Here is a 21,746-nt window from a genome sequence, read left to right on the forward strand (position 1 = left end):
ACACGGCTGTCAGGATCAGCGGACTTTGCCCTCCGCCAGTTTCAGTTCCTCTTTATCGAAATCATCGACATCGATCACCTTGCGCCGCGCCGCTTCGGCCTCGCGCAGGCTTTGCGCTTCCACCGGTTGCAGCACCCCTGCCTCCAAAGCCGCATCGATCGCGTGTTCGCCTGCGGCCGGTTTGACCTGACCGCTTTTCAGCGAGGTGTGCAGCTTTTTGTGCAGCGGTTGCGCGGCGTTCAGCAGGTCGCTGGCGTGTTGCAAGGCACCCACCGCATCGTCCGCCGATTGCGGGCGATAGCAGCCGGCAAGCAGCTCTTCCAGCGCCGGATCACCCTTGGCCCGGCCAATAACACCGGCTACTTCGGCACCGAGCTTGTCCGACGGGCCTTTGTGGCGCCGACCGAACGGGAACACGATCACCCGCAACAGACAGCCGAACACCTTGTTCGGGAAGTTGCTCAGTAGTTCGTCCAGTGCGCGTTCCGACTGGCCGAGGCTTTCTTCCATGGCCCATCTGAAGAGCGGCTCCATGTACGCCGGCGAATCCAGATCGTGATAACGCTTGAGCGCGGCGGAGGCCAGATACAGGTTGCTCAACACATCGCCCAGACGGGCCGACAGGCGTTCACGGCGCTTCAGTTCGCCACCCAGCAACATCATGCTGAAGTCGGCCAGCATGGCGAACGCCGCGGCCTGACGGTTGAGAGCACGGAAATAGCCTTGGCTGATTTTGTCCCCCGGCGCATGTTCGAAATGGCCGAACCCAAGGTTCAACACCAGCGTACTGGCGGCATTACCCACGGCGAAGCCGATGTGCTTAAGCAGCAAGCCGTCGAACTCTTTCAGCGCCTGATCCTTGTCCTCGCGACCCGCCAGGGCCATTTCCTTGAGCACGAACGGATGGCAGCGAATCGCGCCCTGACCGAAGATCATCAGGTTGCGCGACAGGATATTCGCACCCTCCACAGTGATGAAAATAGGCGCACCGTTCCAGCTGCGCCCCAAATAGTTGTTCGGCCCCATGATGATTGCCTTGCCACCGTGCACGTCCATGGCGTGGCTGATGCACTCGCGACCGCGTTCGGTGAGGTGGTACTTGAGGATCGCCGACAGCACCGACGGTTTCTCGCCCAGATCCACCGCGTTGGCGGTGAGCATCCGTGCGGCGTCCATCATCCAGGCGTTGCCGCCGATGCGTGCCATCGCCTCCTGAATACCTTCGAACGCCGACAGCGGTACGTTGAACTGCTCGCGAATCTGCGCGTATTGACCGGTCACCAGGCTGGTGAACTTGGCCGCGCCGGTGCCGACTGCCGGCAACGAGATCGAACGCCCGACAGACAGGCAATTCATCAGCATCATCCAGCCTTTGCCGAGCATCTCCTGACCGCCGATGAGGAAGTCCAGCGGGATGAACACATCCTTGCCGGAGTTCGGGCCGTTCATGAAAGCGGCGCCAAGGGGCAAGTGACGACGGCCGATTTCCACGCCCGCGGTATCGGTGGGAATAAGTGCGAGGCTGATGCCGAGGTCTTCCTTGTCACCCAGCAGGTGATCCGGGTCATACGCTTTGAAGGCCAGGCCGAGCAGGGTTGCTACCGGGCCGAGGGTGATGTAGCGCTTTTCCCAGTTCAGGCGCAGGCCAAGCACTTCCTGACCTTCCCACTGGCCTTTGCAGATGATTCCGGTGTCGGGCATCGCGCCAGCGTCGGATCCGGCAAGCGGGCCGGTGAGGGCAAAACACGGGATGTCGTCGCCACGGGCCAGCCGGGGCAGATAGTGATTGCGTTGCTCGTCGGTGCCGTAGTGCAACAGCAGCTCGGCGGGGCCGAGGGAGTTGGGCACCATGACCGTGGAGGCGAGGTCGCCGCTGCGGGTGGCAAGTTTCATCGCCACTTGCGAGTGGGCATAGGCAGAGAAACCTTTGCCGCCGAACTCCTTGGGAATGATCAGCGCGAAGAAGCCGTGTTCCTTGATGTGTGTCCATGCTTCTGGTGGTAGATCCATCGACTGGCCGATCTGCCAGTCAGTGACCATCGCGCAGAGTTCTTCGGTCGGGCCATCGATAAAGGCCTGCTCTTCTTCGCTCAGCTGCACCTTGGGATAGGACAGCAGTTTGTCCCAGTCCGGACGGCCGCTGAACAGCTCGCCATCCCACCACACGGTGCCGGCATCGATCGCGTCGCGTTCGGTCTGCGACATCGCTGGCAGGGTTTTCTGGAACCAGTTGAACAGCGGCGCGGTGAAATGTTTGCGGCGCAGGTCAGGCAGCAGCAACGGCGCGGCGACCACCGCCAGAACGACCCAGAACACCAGCAACAACCAGCCCGGCGCGTGACTGAAAATCCCCATCGCCAGCAGGTAGACGGCAACGATGCCCAACGCAGGCAGCGGGGCGATGCGCCGGTGGGCGAGATACGCCACGCCAACGATCAAAACCAGTATCCACAACAACAGCATATTCAGTCCTCCGTGAACCAAGGCAAATCGACCCTCCAGAGCTTAGACGGCATCTGCAAAACCGGGTGGTCAGAGCAAGGTGATTGAAATCGTGGGAAACCCCGGATGGTTTTCGTAGGTTCGGTGGGCAACACGTGTGGGAAATCGTTCGCTGATCCCGCGTCTTCGCGTGCATGTTTGGCCGAAACGTCGTTATCTCTGTGCTTGAGCTGTCGCTAGACTCGGGGCTCACCCAGGAGATCTGTCGTCATGCGCGAGTATCTGAGTCCCGGCCGCTTCATCGATAGTGACCACCCGGCGGTGGTGGAGTTCGCCGAACAACACCGTGGTACCAGCCGAAATCCGCTCGAGCAGGCGATCAGTCTTTATTACGCCGTGCGCGAGGCGGTGCGCTACAACCCCTACACCTTCAGTCGCGATCCGCAAACCTTGCGCGGCAGTTACGCGTTGGCGGTGGGGGAGAGCTACTGCGTACCGAAAGCCACGCTGCTCGCAGGCTGCGCCCGCCATTGCGGGATCGCGGCGCGCATCGGTCTGGCGGATGTCAGAAATCATCTGTCGACCCCGCGTCTGCTGGAGTTGCTCAAAAGCGATATGTTCGCCATGCATGGCTATACCGAGCTGTTTCTCGACGGGCGCTGGGTCAAGGCAACACCGGCGTTCAACCAGAAACTCTGTGAATTGTTCAATGTGGCACCGCTGGACTTCGACGGGGTCAACGACAGCGTTTTCCACCCGTTCAATCGTGACGGCGCGCAACTGATGGAGTATCTGGTTGATCACGGCCAGTTCGCCGATATGCCGGAAACCTTCTTTTTCGAGCATCTGGAAAAGTGCTATCCGCATCTGTTCGGCGATCATCAGCCGCAACTGTTGGGTGACATGCACAGTGATGTAAGCCGTCTCTGATCCGGCGTATGCTGCCTGCCCACGCATTTGCAAAGAGGCGGTCATGCTGAAGATCTGGGGAAGGAAGAACTCATCGAATGTCAGGAAGCCATTGTGGGCCGCCGAGGAACTGGGTCTGGCTTACGAGGCGATTGATGCCGGCGGTGCATTCGGCGTTGTCGATACGCCCGAGTACCGGGCGATGAACCCGAATGGTCGGGTGCCGGTGATTGCGGACGACGGTTTTGTGCTGTGGGAATCCAACGCCATCGTCCGTTATCTGCTGGCCAAACATGCGCCGAACAGCACTTGGTATTCGGCCGACCCGCAAGCGCGGGCCATCGCTGACAAGTGGATGGACTGGACCACCTCGAGTTTTGCCGGACCCTTTCGCACAGTGTTTTGGGGTGTTTTGCGTACTCCAGTCGACAAGCAGGACTGGCCAGCCATCAATGCCGCGATCAAGGAATGCACTGAACTGCTGAACATGGCAGATCAGGCACTTGCCAGCCAGCCTTACTTGTCCGGCAGCGAAATCGGCATGGGCGACATTCCACTTGGCAGTTTCATTTATGCCTGGTTCGAGATGCCCATCGAACGCGCGCCGCAAGCGCATCTGCAAGCCTGGTACGAGCGCCTGAAACAGCGTCCGGCGTATCAGAAAGCAGTCATGACCGCGTTGACTTGATAACTACTATCGACACGCTTGACTGTACTTGTGCGGCGTCGGCAAGCACCATTGCGCTCGTGCGCCGCGGTTGTATCCCTCGCCGTGCGCCCTTATTTATTCTTTTCTTCCCTTCACCATGGTGCGTAAATCAGATATGAGTTCCGCTCTGTCCATCCGGCAGCTAACCAAAACCTACGGCAACGGGTTCCAGGCCTTGAGTGGTATCGATCTGGACGTCGCCGAAGGTGACTTTTTCGCGTTGCTCGGCCCCAACGGCGCCGGCAAATCCACGACCATCGGCATTCTCTCCACCCTGGTGAACAAGACCAGCGGCACAGTGAATATCTTTGGCAATGACCTGGACAAGAACCCGGCAGCGCTCAAGCGCTCGATCGGCGTGGTGCCCCAGGAATTCAACTTCAACCAGTTCGAAAAGACCTTCGATATCGTCGTGACCCAGGCTGGTTACTACGGCATTCCGGCGAAGATCGCCAAGGAACGCGCCGAGCAATACCTGACCCAGCTCGGCCTGTGGGACAAGCGCGATGTGCCGTCGCGGTCGCTGTCCGGCGGCATGAAGCGTCGCTTGATGATCGCACGTGCGCTGGTTCACGAGCCGCGCCTGCTGATCCTCGACGAACCGACTGCCGGGGTCGACATCGAGTTGCGCCGTTCGATGTGGACGTTCCTCACCGAACTGAACCAGAAAGGCATCACCATCATCCTCACCACGCACTATCTGGAAGAGGCTGAGCAGTTGTGCCGCAACATCGGCATCATCGACCACGGCACAATCGTCGAGAACACCAGCATGAAACAACTGCTGGGCCAGTTGCACGTCGAAACCTTCCTGCTGGACTTGAAACACGACTTGAACGCCGCGCCGCAATTGATCGGCTATCCCGCCCGGTTGATCGACAGCCATACCCTGGAAGTCCAGGTCGACAAATCCGCGGGGATCACCGCGCTGTTCGGCCAACTGGCCCTGCAGAACATCGAAGTGCTGAGCCTGCGTAACAAAACCAATCGCCTCGAGGAGCTGTTCGTGTCCCTGGTGGAGAAGAATCTGTCGAAGGTGGCGGTATGAGTTCCGAATTCCGTCCCAACCTCGTCGCGCTACAAACCATCGTTTACCGCGAGGTCAAACGCTTCACCCGGATCTGGCCGCAAACCCTGCTGCCGCCGGCAATCACCATGGTTCTGTACTTCGTGATCTTCGGCAACCTGATCGGTCGGCAGATCGGCGACATGGGTGGCTTCACTTACATGGAGTACATCGTGCCGGGGCTGATCATGATGTCGGTGATCACCAACTCCTACGGCAACGTGGTCTCGAGCTTCTTCGGCAGCAAGTTCCAGCGCTCCATCGAAGAGCTGATGGTCTCGCCGGTATCGCCGCACACGATCCTGATCGGCTTCACCATTGGCGGCGTGTTGCGTGGTCTGATGGTTGGTGTGATCGTGACGATCCTGTCGCTGTTCTTCACCCATTTGCAGGTACATCATCTGGGCGTGACCGTGCTGGTGGTGGTGCTGACGGCGACGATCTTTTCGTTGCTGGGCTTTATCAACGCCGTGTTTGCGCGCAACTTCGATGACATTTCGATCATCCCGACCTTTGTGCTGACGCCGCTGACCTACCTGGGGGGCGTGTTCTACTCAATCACTTTGCTGCCACCTTTCTGGCAGACCGTGTCGCTGGCCAACCCGGTGCTGCACATGGTCAACGCCTTCCGCTACGGCATTCTCGGGGTGTCGGATATCCGTATCGGTATTGCGATCACCTTCATGCTGGTGGCGACCGTGGTGCTGTATCTCGGTTGTGCGCGGTTGCTGGTGAGTGGGCGCGGGATGCGGACCTGATCCAAGACCGCGTCTAGCGCTTCGCGAGCAAGCCCGCTCCCACAGGGGATCTGTGTTACGACGCAGACCCCCTGTGGGAGCGGGCTTGCTCGCGAAGGCGTCAGTCCAGACAGCACAAAACAAAAACGGCCTCCCATTGCGGAGGCCGTTTTGCATTCACGACATGCGTTTCTTCTTGCGCCGCGCCCATTGCCGCGCCACCCACCAGCGCCAATACATCATTACCACGAAGTAGGCGAGGGCGCCCAGTACCAGCCCGACCACCACCGAGCCCAGCAAAAACGGCTGCCACAGCGTCGACAATTCGCCGCTGATCCATTCCCACGTCAGCGCATCCGGCAAATGCCGTGCGGGCACATCCATCAGCCACGCGCCGGCCTGATAGGTGCAGAAAAACACCGCCGGCATGGTGATCGGATTGGTCAGCCACACCAGGCTGACGGCAATCGGCATGTTGCCGCGCACGGTGATTGCGAGCGCGGCAGCCACCAGCATTTGCGCCGGAATCGGCAGAAAAGCGGCAAACAGACCGACCGCCATTGCGCGCGCAACCGAATGACGGTTGAGGTGCCAGAGGTTCGGGTCATGCAGCAACTTGCCGAGAAAGCGTAAGGATTTGTGTTCCCTGATGCTCGTCGGATCGGGCATGTAACGTTTGAATAAGCGCCGGGGCATAAGGCTTCTCGGTCGGTTAAGGCGGCAAGTATGTCTGGATTCTACGAAGCCCCCATTCAGACTTTGTGACAATTGTTGACGACGGTCGTGCGAAAGAGCCGCTATGCCTAAGTGCGGGACTCTCAAGGACGGCCTTATGCGCACAGGGATGATGGCGCTGGCAGTCGGTCTGCTCGCACCTGTTTTTATGCCGGCCTTACCGCCGGTCTGGTTGATGCTGTTGTTGCCGGTCGTGGGTTTGATATTGCTGCCGTTTCGCAGCTATCCATTGGCTTTTTTTCTGTTGGGTTTCACTTGGGCCTGTGCCAGCGCGCAATGGGCTTTGAATGATCGCTTGCCGGTCGAACTCGACGGCGAAACCCGTTGGCTCGAAGGGCGGGTGGTCGGCCTGCCGCAAAACAGCGAAGGCGTGGTGCGTTTCGAATTGGCTGATGCGCGCTCGCGTCACGGCCAGCTGCCGCCGCTGATGCGTCTGGCCTGGTACGCCGGGCCGCCGGTCAATAGCGGTGAGCGCTGGCGCCTGGCGGTCAAGCTCAAGCGCCCGAGCGGTCTGCTCAATCCGGACGCTTTCGATTACGAAGCCTGGCTGCTGGCGCAGCGCATTGGCGCGACCGGCACCATCAAGGATGGCCAGCGCCTGAGCGCGGCGCGATGGGCGTGGCGCGACAGCATCCGTCAGCGCTTGCTGGCGGTCGACGCGCAAGGGCGTGAAGGCGCGCTGGCAGCGCTGGTGCTGGGTGATGGCTCGGGGCTCAGTCGTGAGGATTGGCAGATTCTGCAAGACACCGGCACCGTGCATTTGCTGGTGATTTCCGGCCAACACGTTGGAATGCTGGCGGCGGTGATGTACTTGCTGGTCGCCGGGTTAGCCCGTTACGGTCTCTGGCCGCTGCGTTGGCCTTGGCTGCCTTGGGCTTGTGGTCTGGCATTCGCGGCGGCGCTCGGTTACGGGCTGCTCGCCGGTTTCGACGTGCCGGTGCGACGGGCCTGCGTGATGGTCGGCCTGGTCTTGTTGTGGCGTCTGCGCTTTCGCCATCTCGGCGCGTGGTGGCCGCTGTTGCTGGCATTCAACGGCGTGCTGTTGCTCGATCCGCTGGCCAGTTTGCGCCCCGGTTTCTGGTTATCGTTCGCGGCGGTGGCTGTCTTGATCTTCACCTTTGGCGGCCGCCTCGGCGCGTGGCGCTGGTGGCAGACATGGACGCGGGCGCAATGGCTGATTGCAATCGGTTTGTGTCCGCTGCTGATGGCGCTGAACCTGCCGATCAGCCTGAGTGGGCCATTGGCGAATTTGCTGGCGGTGCCTTGGGTCAGTCTGGTGGTGCTGCCACCGGCGCTGCTTGGGACGTTATTGCTGCCGGTGCCTTATGTCGGTGAGGGGCTGTTGTGGCTGGCCGGTGGTTTGATCGACGGGTTGTTTCAAGGTCTGGCCGTGATCGCCGGGCACTGGCCCGCGTGGATTGCCCCGTCGATTCCCGTGTGGGCGCTGGTTATCGCCAGTCTCGGTGCCGTGCTGTTGCTTTTGCCGCGAGGTGTACCGCTGCGTCCACTGGGTTGGCCCTTGCTGTTGATTCTGGTCGTTGCGCCACAGACACAACTGGAGGAAGGTTTGGCGGACATCTGGCAGTTCGATGTTGGTCAAGGGCTGGCGATTCTGATCCGCACCCGGCATCACACCTTGCTCTACGACGCCGGGCCGCGTTTCGGTGATTTCGATCTCGGTGAACGCGTCGTGCTGCCGGCCCTGCGCAAACTGAACATTGAGAAACTTGATCTGATGCTGCTCAGTCATGCCGATGCCGACCATGCTGGCGGTGCTCTGGCCGTTGCGCGCGCGTTAAAGGTGGGGCAGGTGATAAGCGGTGATCCGCCAGGCTTGCCGGCCGAACTGAACGCCGAAATCTGTGCCAGCGGCCATCGATGGCAATGGGACGGTGTCAGTTTTCAACTCTGGCAATGGTCGGACGCCCACGACAGCAACCAGCGCTCTTGCGTGTTGCAGATCGACGCCAACGGCGAGCGCTTGCTGCTGACGGGTGATATCGACACTCATGCCGAGCGCCTCTTTCTGGAAAGCCCACTGGCGGTTGCGACGCAATGGCTGCAAGCGCCACACCACGGCAGCCGCAGTTCCTCATCAATGGCTTTGCTCAAAGCGTTGAAACCCGCAGCCGTGCTCATTTCCCGAGGCCACGGCAACTCGTTCGGCCATCCACACCCGACGGTTGTTGCGCGTTATCGCAAACAGGGGCTGCGCATTTACGACAGCGCCGAGCACGGTGCCATTCATCTGCAACTAGGCACTTTCGAGTCGCCCCGGACGATGCGTCAACAACCGCGTTTCTGGCGTGATTCACCCGCGCTTGGCCGTTGATCGGAGCACGGACGAATGTGGCATCACGGTCGTCGGAGCAGCGGGTCTTAATCGCGAACCGGTATGGTAAAGTGGCGCACTTTTTCGAGGGGACTGTCACTGTGTGGGAATTGGTCAAATCCGGCGGCTGGATGATGTTGCCGATCATTCTGAGTTCCATCGCGGCGATGGCGATTGTCGCCGAGCGCCTGTGGACCCTGCGCGCCAGCCGCGTCACCCCCGAGCATCTGCTGGGCCAGGTCTGGGTCTGGATCAAGGACAAGCAGCTCAATAAAGAAAAGCTCAAGGAACTGCGCGCCAACTCGCCGCTGGGGGAAATCCTTGCCGCAGGCCTGGCCAACTCCAAACATGGCCGCGAGATCATGAAAGAGTGCATTGAAGAAGCCGCCGGGCGTGTCATCCACGAGCTCGAACGCTACGTCAACGCACTGGGCACCATCGCCGCCATGGCGCCGTTGCTGGGGCTGTTGGGTACCGTATTGGGCATGATCGATATTTTCAGCGCCTTCACCGGTTCCGGTATGACTACCAATGCATCGGTACTGGCTGGCGGTATCTCCAAGGCGCTGATCACTACCGCAGCGGGCCTGATGGTGGGTATTCCGGCGGTGTTCTTCCACCGGTTCCTGCAACGCCGCATCGATGAACTGGTGGTGGGCATGGAGCAGGAAGCGATCAAGCTGGTTGAAGTGGTGCAGGGCGACCGTGACGTCGACCTCGCCGAGGGCCGCGCGTGAAATTCCGTCGCAAACCCCGGGAAACCGTGGACATCAACCTCGCGTCGCTGATCGACGTGGTGTTCATCCTGCTGCTGTTTTTCGTCGTGACCACCACGTTTACTCGCGAGACTCAGTTGCGTGTAGACCTGCCGGAAGCGGTCAGCGGCTCGCCGGCCGAAGATCAGCAGCTCAAGCAGATCGACGTCGCCATCAGCGCCGAGGGCGTGTTTTCGGTGAATAACAAGATTCTGCCGAAGAACGATCTGGCGACCCTGATGGAAGCCATGCAGAAGGAATCCAACGGTGATACCAACATGCCGTTGTCGATCAGTGCCGATGGCAAGACTCAGCATCAATCGGTGATCACCGCCATGGACGCGGCCGGCAAGCTCGGTTTCAGCCATCTGCGCATGACCACGGTCGAGGCGGCGCCCAAATCCTGATGAGCCTGTCCGATCGCTTGCTCGCCGCATGGTACGAAGGGCACCCGGCCCTGACGCTGCTGCGACCGCTGGAAATGCTCTATCGCCGCGTCGTGGTCGGCAAACGTCAGCGCTTTCTCGATGGCGAAGGCGAGATCTATCAGCCGCCAGTGCCGTTGATCGTGGTCGGCAACATCACCGTCGGCGGCACCGGCAAGACGCCGATGATCCTCTGGCTGATCGAACATTGCCGGCGCAGGGGTTTGCGCGTCGGCGTGGTCAGCCGTGGCTACGGCGCCAAACCGCCGCATCTGCCGTGGCGGGTCGAGGCGCAGCAAAGCGCGGACATCGCCGGCGACGAACCGCTGCTGATCGTCCAGCGCACCGGCGTGCCGCTGATGATCGATCCTGATCGCAGCGCGGCGGTCAAAGCCTTGCTCGCCAGCGAACCGCTGGACCTGATCCTGTCCGACGACGGCATGCAGCATTACCGTCTGGCGCGCGATCTGGAACTGGTACTGATCGACGCCGCTCGTGGTTTGGGCAACAAACGCTGCTTGCCGGCAGGTCCACTGCGTGAGCCGATCGAACGTCTGCAAAGCGTCGACGGCGTGTTGTTCAACGGCGCGACGGCTGATCGCGACGACGGATTCGCCTTTCGCCTTCAACCCACTGCGCTGGTCAATCTGCGCAGTGGCGAGCGCAAGTCGCTCGATCATTTTTCTGCCGGTCAGAGCGTGCACGCGGTGGCCGGGATCGGTAATCCGCAACGTTTCTTCAATACCCTCGAAGCGCTAGACTGGCGACCAGTCCACCATGCGTTTGCCGACCACGCCGAGTACAGCGGGCAGGCCTTGAATTTCACGCCGTCATTGCCATTGGTGATGACCGAGAAGGACGCGGTGAAGTGCCGCGCCTTCGCTGCTGCCGACTGGTGGTATCTGGCGGTCGATGCGGTGCCGTCGCCGGCCTTCGTGGCCTGGTTCGACACCCAACTGATGCGCCTGCTGCCCGATCGGCTTTTGCCTTAACTCTTTATTCCAGGGAATGTTCATGGACACCAAATTGCTCGATATCCTCGCGTGCCCTATCTGCAAAGGCCCGCTCAAGCTCAGCGCCGACAAGACCGAACTGATCAGCAAGGGTGCTGGCCTGGCCTACCCGATCCGCGACGGCATCCCGGTGATGCTCGAAAGTGAAGCCCGTACCCTGACCACCGATGAGCGTCTGGATAAATGACCACCGCCTTCACCGTTGTCATCCCGTCGCGTTACGCCTCGACCCGTCTGCCGGGCAAGCCGCTTCTGGACATTGCCGGTAAGCCAATGATCCAGCACGTCTGGGAACAGGCGAGCAAAAGCAGCGCCAGCCGTGTGGTCGTTGCAACTGACGATGCGCGAATCGTCGAGGCCTGCAAGGGGTTTGGCGCTGAAGTGGTGCTGACCCGTGAAGATCACAACTCCGGCACTGATCGTCTGGCCGAAGTCGCGGCGAAACTGGGCCTTGAGCCTGACGCGATCGTGGTCAACGTGCAGGGCGACGAGCCGCTGATCCCGCCGAGCGTGATCGATCAGGTTGCCGCCAACCTGGCGGCCCACACCGAAGCGCGCATGGCCACCTTGGCCGAGCCGATCGAAGACGTGGCAACCCTGTTCAACCCGAACGTGGTCAAGGTCGTCAGCGACCTTAATGGTCTGGCGCTGACCTTCAGCCGTGCAACCTTGCCGTGGGCGCGCGATGCGTTTGCCAAAAGCCGCGAGCAGTTGCCCGAAGGCGTGCCATACCGTCGGCACATCGGCATTTATGCCTATCGCGCCGGTTTTCTCCAGGACTTCGTAAGCTGGGGCCCGTGCTGGCTGGAAAACACTGAGTCGCTGGAGCAACTGCGTGCCCTTTGGCACGGCGTGCGAATTCATGTCGCCGATGCGCTGATCGCGCCGCCAACCGGTGTCGACACCATCGAAGACCTCGAGCGCGTTCGTCGCCTGCTGGAGGCCTGATGCGGGTTCTGTTTGTGTGCCTGGGCAACATTTGCCGGTCACCCACCGCCGAAGGCGTGTTGCGTCACAAATTGCGTGAAGCCGGGCTGGCGGACCAGGTCGAAGTGGCCTCTGCTGGCACCGGTGACTGGCACGTCGGCAATCCGCCGGACAAACGCAGCCAGGCTGCGGCCAAAGTGCGTGGTTATGATCTGTCGGCGCAACGCGCGCAGCAGGTCAGCCGTGCCGATTTCGCCAGCTACGATTTGATCCTGGCCATGGACAACAGCAACCTGCGCAATCTCAAGGCGTTGCAACCGTCCACCGGCAAGGCCGAACTGGACCTGTTTCTGCGTCGGTATGCCGGGCTGGTCGATGAAGTGCCGGACCCGTACTACGACGGCGACCAGGGTTTCGAGCAGGTGCTGGATCTGATTGAAGCGGCCTGTGAGCAACTGTTGATCGAAGTGAAGGGGCTGTTATGAGTTTGCTGGTGCAACCGCAGGTTTCCCTGAAGCCGTTCAACAGTTTTGGTGTGGACGTTCGCGCGCAATTGTTCGCCGAAGCCCACAGCGATGCTGATGTACGCGAAGCCCTCGCGTATGCCGAGTCTCACGATGTGCCATTGCTGGTGATCGGTGGCGGCAGCAACTTGCTGCTGACTGCTGACATTGCGGCGCTGGTGCTGCGCATGGCCACTCGCGGTATCCGCGTGATCAGCGATGACGGCAACCGTGCCGTGATTGAAGCCGAAGCGGGCGAACCGTGGCATGGGTTTGTGCAACATACCTTGGCACAGGGGTTGGCCGGGCTGGAAAACCTCAGCCTGATCCCTGGCACCGTCGGGGCTGCGCCAATGCAGAACATCGGTGCCTACGGTGTTGAGATCAAGGATGTATTCGCCGGGCTCACCGCGCTGGATCGTCAGACCGGCGAGCTGCGCGACTTCACCCTGGAAGAATGCAACTTCGCCTACCGCGACAGCCTGTTCAAGCAGGAGCCAGGACGTTGGCTGATCCTGCGGGTACGCTTCAAGCTCGATCGCGTTGCACATCTGCATCTGGAATACGGCCCGGTGCGTCAGCGCTTGACCGAGCAGGGCATTGAGCAGCCGACGCCCACAGACGTCAGCCGCGCGATTTGCAGTATTCGAAGCGAAAAACTGCCCGACCCGGCGGTGCTCGGCAATGCCGGCAGCTTCTTCAAGAATCCGCTGGTGTCGGCGGCACTGGTTGAGCAGATCAAGGCGCAGCACCCGGATCTGGTGGCCTACGCGCAACCGGACGGGCAAATGAAACTGGCCGCCGGCTGGTTGATCGAGCGGGCCGGATGGAAGGGGTTCCGTGAAGCCGATGCTGGCGTGCACAAGTTGCAGGCGCTGGTGCTGGTCAACTACGGCGCGGCGACCGGGCTGCAATTGCTCGATCTGGCGCAGCGTATCCAGAAAGATATTGCCGAGCGTTTCAATGTCGAACTGGAAATGGAGCCCAATCGTTATTGAAGCTACGCTTTCCAGGCACCCTCCAAAGCCCTGCACTGAGTAAAAAGTGCAGGGCTTTTTTGTTAACGCTGGGTTAACTTAGCGACCTAACGATATAAACCATTTGCTCCACCAAAGGCCCGGTGCAGACGTTTTCGTCAGCGCAAGAGAGCCTGATTAGCCTGAGTTGATCTGCGAACCCGCCGCTGATGTTTCCGGCGGCAGATTGCTCGACCCCATAACCTCCAAAAATATGCGGGCGTGCCCATGATTACCCTGAAACTCAACGGTCAAGACCATTCTCTAGACGTCACTGAAGACATGCCGCTGCTCTGGGCCATTCGTGATGTCGCAGGCTACAACGGCACCAAGTTCGGTTGTGGCATGGGCCTGTGTGGCGCCTGCACCATTCATATCGACGGCTTGCCGGCACGCAGTTGCATTACGCCGATCGGCTCCGTGGTCGGGCAGAACGTCACCACCATCGACAACCTGCACGCTGATCCGGTCGGGCAAGTCGTCCAGCAAGCCTGGCTCGACAGCGCCGTGGCCCAGTGCGGTTTCTGTCAGGGCGGGCAGATCATGTCGGCCACCGCGTTGCTGAAAACCAACCCGAACCCGAGCGACGAGCAGATCGAAGAAGCGATGGTCGGCAACATCTGCCGCTGCGGCACCTACAACCGGATCAAAACCGCGATCCGCCAGGCGTCCACCCACCTGAAGGAGGCCAAGGCATGAGTCGTCTACCGAATGATTTCGCCCTGAGCAACCTCAGTCGCCGCGGTTTCCTCAAAGGTGTTGGTGCCACCGGCGCACTGGTGCTGGCAGCCAGTTGGGGTTGGCAGGACGCGTTGGCCGAGGACAAGCCAAAGAAATTTGGCGCCGATGGCATGCCCAACGGCTGGATTGATGATCCGAAGGTGTACGTCAGCATCGCGGCTGATGGCACGGTGACCGTGGTGTGCAACCGTTCCGAGATGGGGCAGGGCGTGCGCACCAGTCTGACCATGGTCGTAGCCGATGAGCTGGAAGCGGATTGGGCCAAGGTGAAAGTGCAGCAGGCGCCGGGTGATGAAGTGCGCTTCGGCAATCAGGACACTGACGGGTCGCGCAGCATGCGTCACTGGTACGAGCCGATGCGTCGCTGCGGGGCGGCGGCCCGGACCATGCTGGAACAGGCTGCTGCCGAGCAATGGAAAGTGCCCGTTGGCGAATGCCACGCGCAGTTGCACAAAGTCATTCACAAACCGTCCGGTCGCGAGCTGGGCTATGGCGAACTCGCCGCTGCCGCCAGTGCGTTGGCAGTACCGGCGCGCGACAGCCTGCGCCTCAAGCAGCCGGCGGAGTTTCGCTACATTGGCAAGGAAGGCACCAAAGCCATCGACGGTGACGACATCGTCAACGGTCGCGCGGTGTACGGTGCCGATGTACATTTCGACGGCATGGTCTACGCCACGATTGCCCGCCCGGCGGTGTATGGCGGCAAGGTCAAATCGCTGGACGACAGCGCCGCGCTGAAAGTCCCCGGCGTGCTGAAAGTCATTCAGATCGAAAGTCGTCCGCTACCTTCGGAGTTCCAGCCGTTGGGCGGTGTGGCAGTCGTTGCCAGTAACACCTGGGCGGCCATCAAGGGCCGCGAAGCGCTGAAAATCGAGTGGGACGACGGCCCTAACGCCAGTTACGACTCGATTGCCTATCGCAAAGAGCTGGAAGCCGCTTCGCTGAAACCCGGCAAAGTGGTGCGCAATACCGGCGATATCGACAAAGCCCTGAGCGGTGCTGCCAGCACCCTCGAAGCTTCTTATTATTTGCCGCACCTGGCGCAGGCGCCGATGGAACCGATGGTCGCGATCGCCCGTTTCAAGGATGGTGTCTGCGAGGCTTGGGCACCGAGTCAGGCGCCGCAGGTTACCCGTGAGCGCATCGCTGAGCGCCTCGGGCTGGCGTTCGATAACGTCACCTTTAATGTGACGCTGCTGGGCGGTGGTTTTGGTCGTAAATCGAAGCCGGACTTTGTCGTGGAGGCCGCGATTCTCGCCAAAGAGTTCCCCGGCAAAGCCGTGCGGGTGCAGTGGACGCGGGAAGATGACATCCATAACTCGTATTTCCATACCGTGTCCGCCGAATACCTTAAGGCCGGTGTCGCCAAGGACGGCATGCCGTCCGGCTGGCTGCATCGCACCGTGGCGCCGAGCATTACTGCGCTGTTCGCCCCGGGCATGAACCATGAAGCGGCCTTCGAGCTGGGCATGGGCTTCACCAACATGGCCTATGCCATTCCCAATGTGCGCCTGGAAAACCCCGAAGCCACGGTACACACGCGGGTTGGCTGGTATCGCTCGGTGTCGAACATTCCCCACGGGTTTGCGATCCAGAGTTTTGTCGATGAACTGGCGCACAAGGCCGGTGTTGATCCGCTCAAGTACCAGATCAAACTGCTTGGTCCGGATCGACAGATCGATCCGCGCACTCTGAGCGAAGAGTGGAACTACGGCGAATCCCCCGAGCGCTATCCGATCGACACAGGGCGTATGCGCACCGTACTGGAAACCGCGGCCAAGGCTGCCGGTTGGGGACGCAAGTTACCCAAGGGCCGGGGTCTGGGGCTGGCGGTGCATTACAGCTTCGTCACCTATGTGGCCGCGGTAATCGAAGTCGAGGTCAAGGACGATGGCACGCTGATCGTGCACAAGGCTGATATCGCCGTCGATTGCGGGCCGCAGATCAACCCTGAGCGCATCCGTTCGCAGTTCGAGGGCGCCTGCGTCATGGGCCTCGGAAACGCGGTGCTGGGTGAAATCAGCTTCAAGGATGGCAAGGTGCAACAGGACAATTTCCACATGTACGAAGTGGCGCGCATGTCGCTGGCGCCCAAAGAGGTCGCGGTGCATCTGGTGACGCCGTCGGGCGACGTGCCGTTGGGCGGTGTCGGAGAGCCAGGCGTGCCGCCGATTGCGCCGGCGCTGTGCAATGCGATTTTTGCCGCCACCGGCCAACGCATCCGCAATCTGCCAGTGCGTTATCAGTTGCAGGGCTGGCAGAAGGCGCAAGCGTAATGGACAGTGTCGATCTCAACGTCCTGCGCAGCGTGCTCGAATGGCGCCGCGCCGGGCAGCGCGTAGTGCTGTTCAGCGTCGTGCAGACCTGGGGCACCGCGCCCCGGGCACCCGGGGCCATGCTGGCACTGCGCGAAGACGGCGTGGTGATCGGCTCGGTGTCGGGCGGGTGCGTCGAGGATGATTTGATCGCCCGCCTGCACGACGGGCGCATCGCCATCGACGGGCCGCCGGTGCAATTGATTACCTACGGCGTCACCCGGGAAGAGGCGGCGCGGTTTGGGCTGCCTTGCGGCGGCACCTTGCGCCTGACTGAAGAGCGGGTCGGCGATCCATCATGGGTTGCTGAACTGCTGGCACGTTGTGAAGCCCATGAAATTGTTGCCCGTGAGCTGAACATCGAAACCGGCAAAGTGGTTCTGACGGGCGCGAGCAAGTCGGATTCGCTGGTGTTCGACGGCAAGACCCTGCGCGCCATTTATGGCCCGCGCTGGCGGTTGCTGTTGATCGGCGCCGGGCAGTTGTCGCGCTACGTGGCAGACATGGCGCGACTGCTGGATTTCGAAGTGCTGATCTGCGATCCGCGCACCGAGTTTGTCTACGGCTGGGAAGAGCATCATGGTCGTTTCGTTCCGGGCATGCCCGATGACGCGGTGCTGAGCATCCAGACCGATGAGCGCACGGCAATTGTCGCGCTGACGCACGATCCACGCCTGGATGACATGGCGCTGCTTACCGCGCTCGATTCGCCGGCCTTTTATGTCGGCGCCCTGGGTTCGCGGGTCAACAGTCAGAAGCGTCGGGACAATCTGGCTCAGCTAGGCTTGTCGGAACAGGCCATCGCTCGGTTGCATGGGCCGATTGGTTTGCACATCGGCAGTCATTCGCCGGCGGAAATCGCCTTGTCCTTGTTGGCGGAAATTGTCGCGATCAAGAACGGCGTCGAGTTGAAGCAGAAGAAGTCACTGGAGGGCGCATGAGTCGATCCATCGGTGTGATTGTGCTGGCGGCGGGCGAGGGCAGTCGCTTTCGCCAGGTGGCGGGAGCGGACAAGGACAAGTTGCTGGCCGATTGCACCGGACGTGATGGTGCGGTGCGGTCGGTGATTGAGCAGGTGCTGGTGAATCTGCCGGCCAGCCTCGACAAGCGCGTGCTGGTGACGACTGAAGCGCGTCCGCAGGCGATGCGCATGGCGCAGGCTTATGGTTGTGACGTGGTTTCGATTGAATCGACTGGCATGGGCGACAGTATTGCTGCGGGTGTGGCGGCGTGTCCGGATGTGGATGGCTGGCTGATCGTGCTGGGCGATATGCCGTTTATCTTGCCATCGAGTATCGAGCGAGTGGCGGCGGCAATGGCCGACGATGCGGTGAGCGTGCCGGTGCAGGAAGGCGAGTTCGGGCATCCGGTGGGGTTTGGCCGTTCGTTCGGGCCAGGGTTGTTGGGTTTGAACGGTGATCGTGGGGCCAGGCCGTTGTTCAAGCAGGGAAGGGTGGTGGAAGTGGTGGTGGATGATCCCGGGGTGTTGTGGGATATCGATGTGCCCGAGGCATTGGTGTTCAAGTAACGGCAAGAGCTTTCGATTTTCAAGGGCATAAAAAAGCCCCGCCTGACGAATCAGGCGGGGCTTTTTATTGGCTTTTGGAATCAGACGAGCGGTTTATGCTCGTGTTCTTTTTCCTGGGCCTCTTCGTTGTGTTCGACCGCGTCCTGAACGGAGCGTGGTGCTTCAGCGATCACCGACTCAACCACGGCTTCTTCAGCAACCGGGGCAGGCGCTGCCTCGATCACTTCAGCAACCACTGGTTCAGCAGCAACCGGAGCCGCAGCGGCAGCCAGTTCGGCTTCCTTCGCCAGACGCTCTTCTTCACGTTTGCGACGACGCACTTCGCGTGGATCGTTTGGCGCGCGACCGTTTGGCGCCAGAGCGCTGACCGGAGCCGCTTCAACGACCGGAGCAGGTGCTTCGGCAACCACTGGCGCTTCGATGACCGGTGCTTCAACGACTGGCGCTGGAGCCGGTTCGGTAGCCTTGGCTTCTTCAACCACTGGCGCTTCGAATACAGGCGCTGGAGTTTCAGCGGCGGCAGGCTCGGCAACCCAGTTGAATGCAGTCTGCTCTTCGCGAACTTCACGCACGGTTTCGGTCACGGTTTCAGCGACGGTTTCGACAACCGGCTCTGCAACTTCAAACGCGTCAGTGACGACATCAGGCTGCGCAAAACCTTCAAACTGCGGCTGGGCTTCGCGAACCGGAGCGACTTCAACTTCCGGAGCAGCAGTCATTTCCACTGGCGTGGTTGCTTCAACAACCGGCGCTTCAACTGGAGCGGTTTCCAGCGTAGCGGCGGTAGCGCGTTCGGCTTGCTCGTGTGCCTGTGCTTCGGCTGGAGCGCTGATCACGCTGCTGGCAACAGCGGCGGTAACGGCCAGGCCGGCAGCCAGATCGGCAGTGTCTGGCGCTTCAGCGTTTTCGCCGGACTCGGACTCTTCCGAACCTTCGATCACGTTGCCGTTGGCATCACGCTGACGCTCACGACGGTTGCTGCGACGACGCTGGCCGCGGGAGCGACGACGTGGGCGATCGCCTTCGGCGTTCTCCGAACCGTCTTCCGGCAGTTGCTCTTCGTTGGTGTTCACTTCGTCTTCAGCAACGGCGGCAGCGGCCTGTTCGGCGCGCGGTTGACGCTCTTCACGCGGTGGACGCGGGGCGCGCTCTTCACGTGGCTGACGGGCCGGACGCTCTTCAGTGGTTACGGCAGCAGCGGCTGCAGCAACTGGAGCGGCATCCAGAGGTTCGCGCAGTTCGCGCACACGCTCTTCACGCTCGCCACGTGGCTTGCGGTCTTCACGTGGAGCACGTGGTGCACGTTCTTCACGTGGAGCGCGTGGTGCGCGCTCTTCGCGGGCAACTGGCGCTTCGGTACGGGCTTCGCGCGGCTCGCGGACTTCACGGGCTTGACGCTCTTCACGCGGCTCACGTGGGGCGCGCTCTTCACGCGGTGCACGTTCTTCGCGCGGCTTGCGCTCTTCATCGCGGCGACCGTTACGGTTGCGGCTCTGCTGACGACCGTTGCGACGCTCTTCGTTGCGAGCAGGGCGTTCGGTAGCCGGTTTTTCAACCACGACCGGAGCGGCAGGCTCTTCTTTAGTAGCGAACAGGCTGACCAGCGACTTCACCAGGCCTTTGAACAGGCTTGGTTCTGGCAGGGCAACCGGCGCGGCAACGGGTGCCGGTGCAGCCACTTCGGCCGGGACCGGAGCATTGGCGCGGGCCGGAGCAGTCTTCACTGCGGCTTCCTGGCGAACCAGAGTGCGGGTCGCGGCGGCTGGCTGAACTTCTTCAACTTCGGCAGCAGCGGCAGCAATTTCATAGCTCGACTGGCCGGTAGCAGCTTCCGGGCTGTCATCACGCAGACGCTGAACTTCGAAGTGCGGCGTTTCGAGGTGATCGTTCGGCAGAATGATGATACGAGCGCGGGTGCGCAGTTCGATCTTGGTGATCGAGTTGCGTTTTTCGTTGAGCAGGAACGCTGCAACCGGGATCGGCACTTGTGCGCGAACTTCGGCAGTGCGGTCTTTCAGGGCTTCTTCTTCGATCAGGCGCAGGATTGCCAGCGACAGTGATTCAACGTCACGGATGATGCCGGTGCCGTTGCAACGCGGGCAAACGATGCCGCTGCTTTCGCCCAGCGATGGGCGCAGACGCTGACGGGACATTTCCAGCAGGCCGAAGCGCGAGATGCGGCCGATCTGCACGCGAGCGCGGTCAGCTTCCAGGCATTCGCGGACTTTCTCTTCCACGGCGCGCTGGTTCTTGGCAGGTGTCATGTCGATGAAGTCGATGACGATCAGACCGCCGATGTCGCGCAGGCGCAACTGACGGGCGATTTCTTCAGCGGCTTCAAGGTTGGTCTGCAGGGCGGTTTCTTCGATGTCGCTGCCTTTGGTGGCGCGCGCCGAGTTGATGTCGATGGACACCAGGGCTTCGGTCGGATCGATGACGATGGAGCCGCCGGAAGGCAGTTCGACGACGCGCTGGAAAGCGGTCTCGATCTGGCTTTCGATCTGGAAACGGTTGAACAGCGGAACGCTGTCTTCGTACAGCTTGATCTTGCTGGCGTACTGCGGCATCACCTGACGGATGAACGTCAAGGCTTCGTCCTGGGCTTCAACGCTGTCGATCAGCACTTCGCCGATGTCCTGGCGCAGGTAATCGCGGATGGCGCGGATGATCACGTTGCTTTCCTGATAGATCAGGAATGGCGCGGAGCGATCCAGCGAGGCTTCTTTGATGGCGGTCCACAGTTGCAGCAGGTAATCGAGGTCCCACTGCATTTCTTCGCTGCTGCGGCCAAGGCCGGCCGTGCGCACGATCAGACCCATGTCGGCTGGAGCAACCAGGCCGTTCAGCGCTTCACGCAGTTCATTGCGCTCTTCGCCTTCGATGCGACGGGAGATACCGCCGGCACGCGGGTTGTTCGGCATCAGCACGAGGTAACGACCGGCCAGGCTGATGAAGGTGGTCAGGGCTGCGCCCTTGTTGCCACGTTCTTCTTTTTCGACCTGAACGATGACTTCCTGGCCTTCGCTCAGGACGTCCTTGATGTTGACGCGGCCTTCAGGGGCTTTCTTGAAGTATTCGCGGGAGATTTCTTTGAGGGGCAGGAAGCCGTGGCGCTCGGAGCCGAAATCGACAAAGGCAGCCTCAAGGCTTGGTTCGATGCGAGTGATGCGGCCTTTATAGATGTTGGCCTTCTTCTGCTCGCGTGCACCGGATTCGATGTCCAGGTCGTAGAGGCGTTGGCCATCTACCAGTGCAACACGCAACTCTTCGGGTTGAGTTGCGTTAATCAGCATTCTTTTCATGTAGTACCGTCGGTTTCCGGGCTGCCGGAAACGGCGTTCGGCACACACGACTTCTCACGGTCGGTGTCAGGTGCGTCGGGAGTGGTTGGCCATTCCCGTGTCCAGCGATGTGCGGCCAATTGGGCCGATACCGCGACGTACGCGTCCTGCTTGCTGTGGCTACTTAAGCACTCAGTCAGGAGGAGGAATCAACCAGCGGCTGTGGACGAGATGAAGCGTCTTGATAAAGCCTATTGCTACACAGTCCAGCGGTTGTGCATCTCCACCCTACACGTATCCCTGATAATTCGG

At 61.0% G+C, this 21,746-nt stretch carries 19 protein-coding genes; 16 read left to right on the forward strand and 3 right to left on the reverse strand.

Translation table 11 applies throughout. The features are described from left to right. Nucleotides 1-15: 15 nt before the first annotated feature. Complete coding sequence (locus tag ATI02_RS25135) at nucleotides 16-2,463, reverse strand: acyl-CoA dehydrogenase (protein WP_100847680.1); 2,448 nt, start codon at nucleotides 2,461-2,463, stop codon at nucleotides 16-18. Nucleotides 2,464-2,712: 249 nt separating this feature from the next. On the opposite strand from ATI02_RS25135, the gene ATI02_RS25140 reads away from it, so the two are divergent. From ATI02_RS25140 to ATI02_RS25155, 4 genes are all read left to right on the forward strand, one after another. Beyond that, entirely contained in the window at nucleotides 2,713-3,372 is a 660-nt protein-coding gene (locus ATI02_RS25140; protein WP_100847681.1) for a transglutaminase-like domain-containing protein, read from the forward strand. A gap of 43 nt (nucleotides 3,373-3,415) precedes the next feature. Further along, on the forward strand, nucleotides 3,416-4,039 hold the full coding sequence (locus ATI02_RS25145; RefSeq protein WP_095188610.1) for a glutathione S-transferase family protein: 624 nt from the start codon (nucleotides 3,416-3,418) through the stop codon (nucleotides 4,037-4,039). 136 nt (nucleotides 4,040-4,175) lie between these two features. Continuing rightward, on the forward strand, nucleotides 4,176-5,108 hold the full coding sequence (locus tag ATI02_RS25150; RefSeq protein ID WP_095188609.1) for an ABC transporter ATP-binding protein: 933 nt from the start codon (nucleotides 4,176-4,178) through the stop codon (nucleotides 5,106-5,108). After that, the gene (locus ATI02_RS25155; RefSeq protein ID WP_100847682.1) at nucleotides 5,105-5,884 is read left to right on the forward strand and encodes an ABC transporter permease; all 780 of its coding nucleotides are present in this window, start codon (nucleotides 5,105-5,107) and stop codon (nucleotides 5,882-5,884) included. Before ATI02_RS25150 ends, ATI02_RS25155 begins: the two co-directional genes overlap by 4 nt. A gap of 156 nt (nucleotides 5,885-6,040) precedes the next feature. Here the strand turns inward: ATI02_RS25155 and ATI02_RS25165 are convergent, their stop codons facing one another. Continuing rightward, a complete protein-coding gene (locus tag ATI02_RS25165) occupies nucleotides 6,041-6,559 on the reverse strand; it encodes a DUF2062 domain-containing protein (protein WP_095188607.1) in 519 nt (172 codons plus the stop codon). Between the two features lie 136 nt (nucleotides 6,560-6,695). Between ATI02_RS25165 and ATI02_RS25170 the strand changes: the two genes are divergently transcribed. The 12 genes from ATI02_RS25170 (at nucleotide 6,696) to ATI02_RS25225 (ending at nucleotide 18,153) form a co-directional block, all read left to right on the forward strand. Next, on the forward strand, nucleotides 6,696-8,930 hold the full coding sequence (locus tag ATI02_RS25170) for a DNA internalization-related competence protein ComEC/Rec2 (protein ID WP_100847684.1): 2,235 nt from the start codon (nucleotides 6,696-6,698) through the stop codon (nucleotides 8,928-8,930). 101 nt (nucleotides 8,931-9,031) lie between these two features. Beyond that, nucleotides 9,032-9,667, forward strand: a complete 636-nt coding sequence (locus ATI02_RS25175; RefSeq protein WP_167394894.1) for a flagellar polar localization protein PocA — start codon at nucleotides 9,032-9,034, stop codon at nucleotides 9,665-9,667. Continuing rightward, on the forward strand, nucleotides 9,664-10,092 hold the full coding sequence (locus tag ATI02_RS25180) for a flagellar polar localization protein PocB (RefSeq protein ID WP_095188604.1): 429 nt from the start codon (nucleotides 9,664-9,666) through the stop codon (nucleotides 10,090-10,092). The genes ATI02_RS25175 and ATI02_RS25180 overlap by 4 nt, the downstream gene beginning before the upstream one ends. Further along, nucleotides 10,092-11,102, forward strand: a complete 1,011-nt coding sequence (gene lpxK, locus ATI02_RS25185; protein ID WP_100847685.1) for a tetraacyldisaccharide 4'-kinase — start codon at nucleotides 10,092-10,094, stop codon at nucleotides 11,100-11,102. Before ATI02_RS25180 ends, lpxK begins: the two co-directional genes overlap by 1 nt. A gap of 22 nt (nucleotides 11,103-11,124) precedes the next feature. After that, complete coding sequence (locus ATI02_RS25190; protein ID WP_003174668.1) at nucleotides 11,125-11,310, forward strand: Trm112 family protein; 186 nt, start codon at nucleotides 11,125-11,127, stop codon at nucleotides 11,308-11,310. After that, nucleotides 11,307-12,071 (forward strand): 3-deoxy-manno-octulosonate cytidylyltransferase, encoded by a 765-nt coding sequence (gene kdsB, locus ATI02_RS25195; RefSeq protein ID WP_100847686.1) that lies wholly within the window; start codon nucleotides 11,307-11,309, stop codon nucleotides 12,069-12,071. Before ATI02_RS25190 ends, kdsB begins: the two co-directional genes overlap by 4 nt. Beyond that, nucleotides 12,071-12,535 (forward strand): low molecular weight protein-tyrosine-phosphatase, encoded by a 465-nt coding sequence (locus tag ATI02_RS25200; protein ID WP_100847687.1) that lies wholly within the window; start codon nucleotides 12,071-12,073, stop codon nucleotides 12,533-12,535. The genes kdsB and ATI02_RS25200 overlap by 1 nt, the downstream gene beginning before the upstream one ends. After that, nucleotides 12,532-13,551, forward strand: a complete 1,020-nt coding sequence (gene murB / locus ATI02_RS25205) for a UDP-N-acetylmuramate dehydrogenase (protein ID WP_095188600.1) — start codon at nucleotides 12,532-12,534, stop codon at nucleotides 13,549-13,551. The genes ATI02_RS25200 and murB overlap by 4 nt, the downstream gene beginning before the upstream one ends. 246 nt (nucleotides 13,552-13,797) lie before the next feature. Beyond that, complete coding sequence (locus ATI02_RS25210; protein ID WP_034155364.1) at nucleotides 13,798-14,268, forward strand: (2Fe-2S)-binding protein; 471 nt, start codon at nucleotides 13,798-13,800, stop codon at nucleotides 14,266-14,268. Beyond that, nucleotides 14,265-16,586, forward strand: a complete 2,322-nt coding sequence (locus tag ATI02_RS25215) for a xanthine dehydrogenase family protein molybdopterin-binding subunit (RefSeq protein WP_100847688.1) — start codon at nucleotides 14,265-14,267, stop codon at nucleotides 16,584-16,586. Before ATI02_RS25210 ends, ATI02_RS25215 begins: the two co-directional genes overlap by 4 nt. Further along, on the forward strand, nucleotides 16,586-17,566 hold the full coding sequence (locus tag ATI02_RS25220) for an XdhC family protein (protein ID WP_100847689.1): 981 nt from the start codon (nucleotides 16,586-16,588) through the stop codon (nucleotides 17,564-17,566). The genes ATI02_RS25215 and ATI02_RS25220 overlap by 1 nt, the downstream gene beginning before the upstream one ends. Beyond that, nucleotides 17,563-18,153, forward strand: a complete 591-nt coding sequence (locus ATI02_RS25225; protein WP_095188597.1) for a nucleotidyltransferase family protein — start codon at nucleotides 17,563-17,565, stop codon at nucleotides 18,151-18,153. Before ATI02_RS25220 ends, ATI02_RS25225 begins: the two co-directional genes overlap by 4 nt. Nucleotides 18,154-18,233: 80 nt before the next feature. Here the strand turns inward: ATI02_RS25225 and rne are convergent, their stop codons facing one another. Beyond that, nucleotides 18,234-21,455 carry a ribonuclease E gene (gene rne, locus ATI02_RS25230; protein WP_100847690.1) on the reverse strand — a complete coding sequence of 1,074 codons (3,222 nt, stop codon included), beginning with the start codon at nucleotides 21,453-21,455 and terminating at the stop codon, nucleotides 18,234-18,236. Nucleotides 21,456-21,746 lie beyond the last annotated feature (291 nt).

The organism is Pseudomonas baetica (assembly GCF_002813455.1).
Taxonomy (GTDB): Bacteria; Pseudomonadota; Gammaproteobacteria; order Pseudomonadales; family Pseudomonadaceae; genus Aquipseudomonas; species Aquipseudomonas baetica.

Excerpts from the sequence above, each read along its gene's own strand:
- kdsB (WP_100847686.1), top strand. The coding sequence starts at position 11,307 with ATGACCACCGCCTTCACCGTTGTCATCCCGTCGCGTTACGCCTCGACC.
- ATI02_RS25225 (WP_095188597.1), top strand. The coding sequence starts at position 17,563 with ATGAGTCGATCCATCGGTGTGATTGTGCTGGCGGCGGGCGAGGGCAGT.
- ATI02_RS25200 (WP_100847687.1), top strand. The coding sequence starts at position 12,071 with ATGCGGGTTCTGTTTGTGTGCCTGGGCAACATTTGCCGGTCACCCACC.
- lpxK (WP_100847685.1), top strand. The coding sequence starts at position 10,092 with ATGAGCCTGTCCGATCGCTTGCTCGCCGCATGGTACGAAGGGCACCCG.
- ATI02_RS25150 (WP_095188609.1), top strand. The coding sequence starts at position 4,176 with ATGAGTTCCGCTCTGTCCATCCGGCAGCTAACCAAAACCTACGGCAAC.
- murB (WP_095188600.1), top strand. The coding sequence starts at position 12,532 with ATGAGTTTGCTGGTGCAACCGCAGGTTTCCCTGAAGCCGTTCAACAGT.
- ATI02_RS25135 (WP_100847680.1), bottom strand. The coding sequence starts at position 2,463 with ATGCTGTTGTTGTGGATACTGGTTTTGATCGTTGGCGTGGCGTATCTC.
- ATI02_RS25190 (WP_003174668.1), top strand. The coding sequence starts at position 11,125 with ATGGACACCAAATTGCTCGATATCCTCGCGTGCCCTATCTGCAAAGGC.
- rne (WP_100847690.1), bottom strand. The coding sequence starts at position 21,455 with ATGAAAAGAATGCTGATTAACGCAACTCAACCCGAAGAGTTGCGTGTT.
- ATI02_RS25220 (WP_100847689.1), top strand. The coding sequence starts at position 16,586 with ATGGACAGTGTCGATCTCAACGTCCTGCGCAGCGTGCTCGAATGGCGC.
- ATI02_RS25210 (WP_034155364.1), top strand. The coding sequence starts at position 13,798 with ATGATTACCCTGAAACTCAACGGTCAAGACCATTCTCTAGACGTCACT.
- ATI02_RS25165 (WP_095188607.1), bottom strand. The coding sequence starts at position 6,559 with ATGCCCCGGCGCTTATTCAAACGTTACATGCCCGATCCGACGAGCATC.
- ATI02_RS25140 (WP_100847681.1), top strand. The coding sequence starts at position 2,713 with ATGCGCGAGTATCTGAGTCCCGGCCGCTTCATCGATAGTGACCACCCG.
- ATI02_RS25170 (WP_100847684.1), top strand. The coding sequence starts at position 6,696 with ATGCGCACAGGGATGATGGCGCTGGCAGTCGGTCTGCTCGCACCTGTT.
- ATI02_RS25215 (WP_100847688.1), top strand. The coding sequence starts at position 14,265 with ATGAGTCGTCTACCGAATGATTTCGCCCTGAGCAACCTCAGTCGCCGC.
- ATI02_RS25155 (WP_100847682.1), top strand. The coding sequence starts at position 5,105 with ATGAGTTCCGAATTCCGTCCCAACCTCGTCGCGCTACAAACCATCGTT.
- ATI02_RS25145 (WP_095188610.1), top strand. The coding sequence starts at position 3,416 with ATGCTGAAGATCTGGGGAAGGAAGAACTCATCGAATGTCAGGAAGCCA.